The sequence below is a fragment of the Pseudoteredinibacter isoporae genome (assembly GCF_011602085.1).
GTDB lineage: Bacteria > Pseudomonadota > Gammaproteobacteria > Pseudomonadales > Cellvibrionaceae > Pseudoteredinibacter > Pseudoteredinibacter isoporae.
This window is the reverse complement of record NZ_JAAONY010000002.1, coordinates 504,879-514,992: the sequence shown is the minus strand read 5'-3', so window position 1 is coordinate 514,992 and position 10,114 is coordinate 504,879. Positions and strand designations below refer to the sequence as shown.

2 protein-coding genes (1 of these 2 running past the window's edge) are annotated in these 10,114 nt (G+C 46.9%); both read left to right on the top strand.

Annotated elements, in window-relative coordinates; translation table 11 throughout:
* Positions 1–6 precede the first annotated feature (6 nt).
* Complete coding sequence (gene gspM / locus G8768_RS10630; protein ID WP_166847362.1) at positions 7–492, top strand: type II secretion system protein GspM; 486 nt, start codon at positions 7–9, stop codon at positions 490–492.
* A 455-nt stretch (positions 493–947) separates the two neighbouring features.
* Positions 948–10,114, top strand: the start of a protein-coding gene (locus tag G8768_RS10625; protein WP_167202765.1) for an Ig-like domain-containing protein. The gene runs 24,049 nt beyond the window's last position; 9,167 of the gene's 33,216 nt are visible here — the first part of the coding sequence; the start codon lies at positions 948–950; its stop codon lies beyond the right edge, outside the window.

The window sequence follows — 10,114 nt, the reverse complement described above, 5'->3', positions numbered from 1 at the left end:
GTATTTATGTGGACTTCTTTAACAGCAAAGTTTTACGCGCTTTCACCGCGTGACCAACGAGCAGCTATAGCAATTGGGCTTGTTCTGGTTCTTGCACTGATATATTCCCAGATTATGTTGCCAAGCTACCAGCATTATATTTCCCAAAAAAGAAATTATCAGGACCAGTTGGCTCTCAATTCCTGGTTGGCTGAAAACAGTTCGGTACTCGAACAAGTTTCTTTGTCCAGTACGGTTAAGAAAAATCGTACCGGTAAGTCTGCGGCGTTGAGCACTATATCAGAGAGTGCTAAAAAAGCAGGCATAGAATTAAACCGTATAGAGCCTCATGCAGAAAGAGTTGTTGTCGCAATTGACAAAGTATCTTTCACGGATTTGCTTGAGTGGTTGCAACTGCTCTCAGTGAAGCATGGGGTTGATATTTCTGAAGCATCTATTAATCGTATCGGTGAGAATTTGGCCTCAGCCCGTTTATCTCTTAATGGTGGTTAGGTCTTATGTTTTTTAATGGGATTCATGCTTTTGCTTCAAAAATTCATTACTTTGTAGTAATTAAATAAAAATAATGCCGGCTAAATGTTGAGCGTTTAGGATGGCTAAGGCCAAAAGAATGATAAACAGTCGTGTCTTTGCTTGACCGACTCTTAAGCAATACGTAATAATTCCGCCTCGTTGGATTTTGAGCCACAGGGTGGCGTACAGTTTTTGAACTGTACGACTTAGGGTTAGGCAGTGAAGTGGGTGTGCATAGCCTGCTTGATATGGAAATTTAAGGTGGAGCAGTGCAGTCTATTTATGGAAAAATAAGTACAGTTTTTGTACTTCTTCTCTCATGCCTATTACCTCAGAATTCACTAGCGATTACCGCGGACTTTCTAGCCCGTAGCCAGCTAAGCCCGGACGCTGATCGTGTAAGTTATCGATTTGCACTCGATCAGTGTGATAATTTGGCTCATGCCCAGTTCACGGCAGGCTCTTTTCAGCAAACGGTCGGTGTTAGTGAGTTTTCCCCCTTAAATGGTGAAATGACTTGTTACTATGACTTCGATGCAGAAGGTTCAGGTAGCACGAGTCCGAGTGTTGTCCTTAGTTACCATGATGGTAGCAGCCACAACTATGCTGAGAATTTCAGTTACGAACAGACCGCTCCCAGCCTGGAGCTGGTTTCTATTTCAGTCGCTGAAACCGATGGCGAAAGCCAATTGGTTGTTCAGGTTCGCGCGGAAGATGATACGGATTTACGTTATGTTGACTTCAATGTGGACGGCCTGCGTGCGTCTGAATTGAGGGCAAATGGCGGTATTATCTCAAAAGCCCGTGAAAAAGCGTTTGCCCGTAGCGGAAACACCCGCCTCAACTTTCCGGCGATATCCTCTGGTCTCTATACCGCGCTGATTCCCTTTAACTCTCCACTGTCTCTGGACGAAATCGATCGTGATGGTGTAGTGCTACTGTCGGTTTATGCGAGTGATGCGTCTGGCAATCAAACCAGTATCTCCTCTGTCGAGTTTACCGGAGAGAAAATCAGCGAGAAACCACTGTCCATGTCAGTGGTTCCCGACTCAATCAATTTTGGAAATATTCTCGAATCTCTGTTGATTGTGCCTAGTGTACAGTTTGAATTCCGAGGTCTTACGCCATTAAGCGGTGAGGGGACGGGTGTAAGCTATCGCTCATCCAGACCTGATTTGGTATCTGTCACCCCGGCTGGTGTCGTGTACCCTTTAGCTGAGACGCGAGGGCAGGCAGTAAGCATTTCGGTGGCCTATCCGGGGTTGGATACTCAAGAAATCCCTGTTGTGGTGGAGTTTACCAAGCAGGCTCAAAACCTTGAAGTTGATGGTCTCGACGCTTCAAACAAGTTCGTGCTGCCAAGTCTGAACACGGAATATCCGCCATTGGATGTTTATTTGGTGTTTGATGATGGTTCAAAAACCCTGTTGAACGAGCAGCTCAATCTCGAATACAGCGTATCCAATGAGGATTCCAATCTGCTTTCTGTTGGTGATGATGGCAGCTTAACAGCCAATGCCGTGATTGATGAAAGCACACCCGTGAATATTCGTGTTCGTGTCGTTCAGGAGCCGAGTGTACAAGCTGAATTTTTTATTGCTGCGGTTGATGCGGCGCCAAGTGTAGATTTTGAATTGCCAGATGAAGTGGCCGTTGATTCTGAGTTGCTGCTGGATGCAAAAGCCGAAGATGATGTGTCGATTGCATCAGTTCGCTATCTGGTAAATGGTCTACAGGTCGGAGAGCGTGTTGAAGCTCCGTTCAGCATGAATCTTTTGATATCGCAGGATTTGGGCAATCAGGCTGTAGAATTTCAGGCCATCGCCACTGATAGTCTTGGTCAGGAAACTTTTTCTCCGGTGAGGTCGGTTAATGTCCGTGACGTTTCCACGCTGGATGTCCCAACCCTGAACTTCAGCAGGCCTGCACCTAATCAACTGGTCGTAGCTGAAACCAGTATCATCATCCAGGCTGAACGAGATATGGGGTCAAGCTTCGTTGCTGGGCGGGATCACCAATCCGAAATTAAATATGTAGAATTCACTCTAGATGGCTCTGTCGTTTTCGTATCTCATTTCCCTCTGTATGAAACCCGAAAAGTTGGATTTGAGGATCATACTTTTGAATTATGGCGGTCTGTAGTTAGCGTTGGGCGTATTGCCGTAGAGCAGACAAGTTTGAGCGTGGCTGCGACTGTCTATGGCAGAAATAACGGCATTGGTAATGTCAGTGGTCAGCTCATTAAGGTTGTTCAGAACGAAAAGCCTTCTATCCGTTTCACTGGCCTGCAAAACGATAATTCTGTAGCTCGCGGTCAAAAACTGGACCTTCCGATTGTATTGGTCGACGATACCCTGCATCTAGGTGCAAAGCTGGATTTGTTAGCTAACGGTGAAGTTGTCGCAAGCTATGAAATACCTGAAGAAATTCTGGCTGATGCGAACACTTCTACAAACCGAGAACTTACAGAGACCCTCGAATATCAGGTAAGTAGCAGCGCGGATTTCGATCAGCTTTCGCTGAAGCTCAGGGCCGTGGATTTTCACGGACTTATTTCCGAGTCGGAAGAGCTTCGCCTACAGTTGAGTGCTGACCAAGCGCCAACTGTTGCAATTAGCTTTCCTGATGCATCCAGCACAGTTGTAGCTGGTTCTGTTGTGGAATTACGTGCGAATGCCGAAGATGATATCTCAATTGCAAGGGTCGATTTCTACGTCAACGATCAGTTGGTGGGAAGCGACGTTAGCGCGCCCTATAGCTTCAACTACCAAACTCCAAAGGAAATTCAGGCTAATCAGCTGCTTAACATTAAAGCGATCGCTACTGACAGTATAGGGCAGGCCGCTGAAAGTGCCGTGGTTACTGTAACACTGGGCTTTGATGAAGATGCTCCGGTTATCAATATTGTCGCGCCCGAGATTACCGGCAATACCAATGGCCAGGCGGTGGCGGACGTTGTCGAGGGCACTAATTTTCTACTGAAAGCTGCCGGATTCGACAATGTATCCGTCCGAAGTGTTCTGTTGCGGGGAGTTGCCAAGTCTAACGGTAGCTATATCGTTACCGGTAATTTGGAAGATGAGCTTAGTGGCGATGATTTTGTTCTTCAGCTCGCCTCTGAAAACGCTAAAAACTTTTCAGCAGCTCAGATTGTAAAAACACCTGATATTAATTCCGGCACCAACGAATACGCCATTGAAATTGATGTAGTAGATTTTCAAGGTAATCGCAGTACTGCTGCGATTACTATTCGTGCAGTAGGGGATGCAACGCCTCAAATCATCTCTCACAACTTGTTTCAGAGTGAATACTATACAAATGGCGTAGCTCGTTTTTCGGTTTCGGCTGAAGATGATCATTTAGTGAGCCGAATTGAGGCTGAGTTTGTTGACCGAAGTAGTGGTAATACTCTAACTCGAGTTAATCAGGACTCGAGTAATGGTCTTGTTCCTTCAAAAACCGTGAATGCCCAGTTTTCCCTCGATTTGGGTCTTTTAGGCTTAGGGAATAATAACCGGGATATTGACGTTAAATTGCTTGCCTATGATAGTTCAGATCAAGTATCGGCCGAATACAGCTTTGGAATTTCACTGCTCAAGGATGAAGACAAGCCTTTATTGGCTATTGAAAAACCTGCAATTGGAAGCAATGTTTTCGCAGGTCAGGCGTTCGATTTGCATTGGCGCGTGCAAGACAATGCTGGTTTAAAGAAACTTGGCATTTCTCAAGAAGGGAATGCGTTACTGGACCGGTCTTTGAGTGGAAATAGTCAGTCTGATTCACTGAATATTGATGTGCCTGAAGGCATCGACTCTGTCGATTTGCGTATTGAGGTGGAAGATGTTCATGGAAATATCTTGCAGCGCGACATTGCCTTTCCTGTAATCGTCAATAATCCTCCGGAAATTACTATTCATCAGCCTGGCATTGGCAGTCAGTTTATGGAGGGTGAGCTCTTCACCGTCACCGCTGTGGTCATCGATGACTTGGGTGTTGAATCCTTGCAGGTTTCCATTCAGCAGGATGGCGTTAACGCATATGTGAAAGAATACGCAGATTCTGCCTTGAGCGAGCTTATACAGGATGGCGGACATGTCTCGGTTTCATTGAGAATGCCCAACGTGGATAGCAGCAAGCCGGTTAAATTGGTATTACTTGCCCGTGATACAGCGGGTCTTGAAGGTACAGCAGAGATTGAGCTTAGTGTCGAGGCGGATACGGATGCGCCTTCGGTTATTCTGGACGTACCTGACAAACCAATTGAAGTAATGCCTGGAGACAGAGTGGCCGTCCAGGGGATTGCACAGGACAATCGTATTGTCACTGATATTGAAGTTATGCTCGAGGGTCCGGGTTCTCAGCTTCTGAAGCTGGAGTGGGAATTCTTCTCACGCAACGACCACCTGGAAAAGAAAACCGTCGCCAACCCCTTGAGTCTTGGGGAGCTGGTGCTCGAAGAGCGTTTTATTTCAGAGTTTTCTGGAAAGGTCATAATTCCTTCCAACTATAATGTTCATGCGGGCCAGGTACTGAAACTCTATGTGCAAACCCAGGATATCGCTGGAAATTCAGCTGAGTCGAACAAACTCGATGTCACCGTCCTGGCTGATGAAGAAGCTCCGGAAATTCATATCATAAGCCCGGAAGCTCTGGAGTTGGTTGTGGGTTCCGCAACCGATCTGGATGTCAATGTGTTGGATAATACACAGCTCCAATCGGTACTGATTTTTCTACAGGGATCACGTGATCAACCTATAGGCCTGACGGAAAATATCGGCAAGCGTGACTTTAACTATTCAGGTGTATTGGATATTCAAGGCAAGCAAGTTGGTGATACGGTTAGTTTGGTCGTTGAGGCAACTGACAGCTCGGGTAACAAAAATACCGAGACCAAAACCTATCAAGTTGTAGACGATAAATCACCGACGTTCACACTGGATGATGATAACAGCCAATCAGGGGCCTTGAATAAAGGTGGTTTCAGCTTCCATCGTATAATTGTCGAGGATGATTACATACCAAGCCTCTCAACGGATGGTTTTGAATATTTTAGTACCTTCAGTACATTACAGCGTAGCTCGGGAGATCAAGTTCGAGAGATAAATTCCGCGCGAGCAGCTGTGGATGGCTCCCCGGGTGGGAAAGTTTTGCCGGTTATCGACATTAACTACTCAGAAGCTGATATTGATATCGGTCTATTCATCAATGACACTCCCTACATCCAAACCGAATCGGCCCGTCTGCGTCAATGGCCATTGCCGGAGATAAAAGGGCAGTTGCGTCTACAGTTGCCAGTCAATTACAGCGCGAGTTATCAGGTTTCATTATTTTCCAGCAGTGATTGTAGCCAACTGCTTCAGGAACAGGAGTATCAGGACTTCGTTGATCTCGATACGCTCCTGGCTGGTAAAAGTGCCTATGTAGAAATTACACCTGTTGTTAAAGACGGAAGTGGCCAGGCAGTAGAGTTTTTTATCGAGAAAATACTACTCGATACATCCAGCTTTAAGCAGATTCAACGCGTACATGGTGGGCGTTCGGCTTACAGCGCCGCTGACCCGAATCGCTTGCAGGTAAGTCTCCAATTATGGGATCAAATGAGTGGCGGCCGGCGCCAGGCGACCCTGGGTGCCAGTCCTCTGAAATCTTCCAGCTCTCTGCGGAGCGTTTACAACGATATCATTGTGGTACCTGTAGACGACGGGGGACACCTGGAAGTTTATGCGCATGGTCTTGATGCTGTAGAGCGTGATCCGGCTCTAATTCAGCCCGTAGCTCGACAGCGCCTGCAATTGGATCAGGAAAATCCGAATGTCGAGCTGCTGTCACCTGCCAGCCATCAGGCGGTAGTGCCATTACAACCTTTGGATATTGATGTTCGAGTTAACGATAACAGTAGCATTCTTCGTTCGCTTAAGTTGGTGGATGTCGATGGAAATGTCTTGGCAGAGCAGGCGGGTTACTTCGGTATAGAGCCAGCCAGTGGTCTCAGCGATTACAAACTGTCCTACACTGTGCCGCGTAATCCGGCTTCGCAATTGGCTCTGCGATTGCTGGCAACTGATCACAGTGGTAATTCAATCAGCGAGGAGATTCGTTTCCCTGTTGCAGAAAATACAAGCCCTACACTCCAGATAACCGAATTCAAGAGTTATAAGGTTAATGGGATTTTCAACAATGTTATCGATAGTCCTCAACAGCTGAATTTGGGCGAGTTCTACGTTCGTACTGGTGAGTCCTTTCAGTTTGATTCCGTAATTTACGATGATGCGGGCTTATCCAAAATTGTCATTGAGCGTGTGGACCCCATTCAGGGTAATGAAGTTCTATACGAAGAAAACTTTGGTAATACGTGCCCAGAAATTCAACCGCTGAGAAAAGAATTGTCCACCGAGCTGGTTTTCCAGCAATACGAGGCCACTCAATTCCGGATTCGAGTGGAAGACAATTTTGGCAATGTCAGTAATCGCGAATTCGTTGTTAGTCCGGTGCAGAATCTTCGCCCACTGGTTCGAATTCTGACGCCTAGAGATCAGCAATCCATTGTGTCTGGAAGTTTCCAGATTAAAGTCGGCGTTGCGCTCACTGATGACCGAGTTGTTCCATACGATGGCCTTAGTGTGTCGGCTGGAGGTATTCAGCTAATAGAACTAACCCGCAGAGATGGATTATCCCCTGAAGATGTAGATGATGTTGCGCTGGTTGCGGCCTATGACAGTATGTATGCGCAGTATCTCAACGAATACTCGGAATCGCTCGCACGTGAATATGGCTTGATGAACAGCCCCAATGCTTTGGTGCGCGAATATGTGTTGGAATTGCCTCAAGCGGCAATCAGTGGGACCGAGCAAATCGAACTCAATGTTCAGGTGAGAGACTCTGATGGTAGTGTTGGCAACCATGTTATCAATCTGAACATTGTTCCCGATGATATTAATCCTGAGGTTGTGCTGCACAAACCGGGTGCGGGCTCTTCAGCCGTGGAAGGGGCGGCGCTGGAACTGATGTTCAGTGCCTACGATAATTCCAAAGTTTCCTCTATTGAACTCTATCAGAGTTACGGTGCGCGCCTCCACGATGGCAACTATGTGCAGCTTGATTACGGAAGTCCATTGCGGATTGTTGATAATATCGAGCGACGAGATTTCAATGTCATCACCACTCAAAATATTGATACTCCTGAGTTTGCGCAGGCCGTCGACATTGATACCTTCAGTGAGATTCAGGGGCGTATCGATGGTAGCCAGGCGGGGGATGATTTTTTTGTTTGGTTTAAGTTAGTTGCCCGCGATGAGGCTGGAAATACAAAAACTCGAGAGTTGAGTTTTCCGATTAGTGTAGACCAGCAACCGGTTGTTGATATTCGCTCTCCAATTCAGGGTGAAAATATTGTTGAATTGGATCGTCTGGCGGTTAATGTTGATGCATTTGATGATATTGCCATTGAGACCGTAACACTTGTGGCCACTCATCCACAGTTGGGAGAAATATACAGCCGTATTCTGCGTCAGGCACCCTACACATTTATTGTGGATGTGCCTGCTTTTGATGCTTCCAATTCCGCCAATAATCAACTGCAGCTGCAAGTACGGGCTCAAGATACTTTTAACAATGGCCAGCAGGTGGCTACGGAAAGTATGACCCTGAATATTGTCGAGGATACCCCACCCGTAGTTTCGATTTCCAAGCCGGACAATGAAAGTCGTGTGCTGGAAGGAGAAGTGGTATTGATTCAGGTCGCGGCTGTTGATGATATCGGCCTGGAAAGCGTGAGTCTGAATGTCAGTGGCTTGCCTGGTGGACAGAAAAGCTATGTCGATACCAGCTTCCCCTATGAATTTGGTCTCGAAATTCCTTATGGAATGGCAGGAAAGTCTATTGAACTGAGTTCGAGCGCTGTTGAGCTTCGATATCACGGTGATGCCCGCGTATCTATTACCACTAGCCCGACTCGCCTGATTGTGGGCAAAGACGATGTTGCTCCAACCATTAAGATTGATTTGCCCAAAGCTTCCGGAGCATTTGCTGCTGAAAACCGATCTTTACCATTTTCTGTTGTCGTAGAAGACAACGTCGAAGTTGGTGCGGTAAAACTCAAACTCTTTGCCGACATCAACGGTAATGGAACCTTTGAGGCAAGCGAAGAGCAAACTTCCCGAATATTTTTCCGTGGTCCTTTTGCCGGAACCATTCCTTTACGTTCCATTAAGGATTATCTGGGTACAGACACGACTAAAACAGAGTTGGCGATGAGTCTGGTGATAGAAGCACTGGACGGCGCTGGTAATGTCAGTGTCGAGCGTCGGGCGGTAACTTTACGCCCTAATCAGCCGCCAATTGTCGATGGTATCAATATACTCGATATCGAAGGTTTCAGTCTGGGATCGACGATTACAGAAATTACCGAAGGTCGAGATATTCTGGTAAACGTTTCGGCGACAGATGCTGAATCCGGTGTTGATTCTGTCGATCTTCTGTGGGCATATGGCGAGCCCGATAAGCTTAACTATACAAAGTTGAGTCGTGATAATGTGGCGCCATACCAATTCACCGTCGCTGTTCCAGAAGCACCCGGGCAGGTAATCAGCTTTAAAGCGATTGCAACGGACATTGATGGCTTTAGCTCATCCGAGTCAGCAGCGTTGACGATGACTATAGCCAATGACAAACCGCCACAGGCTCAAATTATTTCGCCCGCTAACGACGAAACCGCTATCGTCGATGGTCAGTCCTTCGATGTCATTGTGGAAGCTATCGATGATTTGGGGCGCCGCGGTATTGATCGAGTCGTGTTCTACGTCAACAATGAAGTCGTAGAAACGGTCACCAATTCTCAAAATACCCCTGAAGGTGGGGCTAATCTGCAGAATCAGTACAAAATCAATGTGATTGCTCCTCAGGGGGCGAAAGGCTTGGCCTTGCATGCTGTTGTATTTGACGTGAAAGGGCACAGTACGAAGACTCAGGTTGTACGTGTGGGTGTCGTTGAAGATACCGTCAAACCCAAACTGTCAGTCTTGAGCCCGATTGATAATGCAATTGCAACAGCTGCCGAAACGATGCTTCTTGGTCTGGAGGTGACGGATATTGGTTCCGATATTGGTCGAACCGTATATGCCAATCTTGATCGTCAGTTCCGAAACCCGGCCGGTGAGTGGGAGTCTATTTACGAGACACGTGTTGAACTTCAACGCGATGATAATAGTCCTACACGTCCCGATCTTCCGCTAAGCAATGCTGATGATTTCCGTTACATATATTGGGCACGTTTTGCGGATGGCAATATCCTTCGTCGTGGACAGGGAACCAATGAGAGGGTACTGCTGACCTATCAAGTGGAAACTGAAAACCACGATGTAGAAGAATCTGTGCGATTGGAAATTGGTCTGCCGCTGGCAGAGCGATACTTCCTGTTGCCCGATGAGCCGTCCGAAGACAGCCGTTCTCTAGCGAATAAAGTTTACTACAGCGCAGTTGATCGCTTCATTGATCAAGACAGAGCAGCGGCGATGGTTGCTGCATGGTCGACCCTAAATCCAATGAACCTGGAAGCTGGTTCAAAGGGTACAAGCAGTGCTTCAGGGAACGCCAAAAGTGGTCT